Origin of the sequence: Streptomyces sp. BE20 (genome assembly GCF_036322525.1) — a bacterium.
Taxonomy (GTDB): Bacteria; Actinomycetota; Actinomycetes; order Streptomycetales; family Streptomycetaceae; genus Kitasatospora.
The window spans coordinates 1-596 of the sequence record NZ_JAQYWW010000456.1 but is presented as its reverse complement, the minus strand read 5'-3'; the positions used below and the strand labels follow the sequence as shown (position 1 = coordinate 596).

The following is a 596-nucleotide window of genomic DNA, read 5'->3' as shown; positions in this document are numbered from 1 at the left end:
GGGTGAGGGACGCCCGCGGGCCGGTCACCGTGGTGGTGGAGGGCGGCGAGGTGACCGGCGAACCGGTGGGCGGGGTGCCGGTGGCGGTGGCGGTGTTGGTGAGCGTCCCGGCGTCGGCGTCGGCCTGGGTCACCGTGTACGCGGCGAAACAGGTCATGGACTGGCCCGGGACGAGGGTGGTGTCCGGGCAGGTGATCGCGGGCGGTGTGCCCGTGCCGGAGAACGAGGTGTCGGTGACGCTGATGTCGGTCAGCGTGACGTCCCCCGAGTTCGTCACCACGAACCAGTAGATGATCGCGGAGCCCGCCACCAGGGTGGTGACGAGCGCCGAGCGCCGGTTGTTGCCGCCGCCCCCGCCGCCGGTCGTGGCTGTCTTGTCCAGCGTCAGCGCCGGTCCGGTCCGGGGGCCGGTCACCGTCGCGGTGGAGGGCGGGGAGGTGACCGGGGGACCGCTCGGCGGGGTGCCGGTGGCGGTGGCGGTGTTGGTGAGCGTCCCGGCGTCGGCGTCGGCCTGGGTCACCGTGTACGTGGCGGAGCAGATCATGGACTGGCCCGGGACGAGGGTGGTGTCCGGGCAGGTGATCGCGGGCGGTGTG

The 596-nt window shown here is 73.8% G+C and carries 1 protein-coding gene; it reads right to left on the bottom strand.

Features of this window, described 5'->3' with window-relative positions; translation table 11 throughout:
* A partial coding sequence (locus tag PUR61_RS05020; protein WP_443035124.1) for a DUF7507 domain-containing protein occupies positions 1–596 on the bottom strand: 596 nt, incomplete at both ends.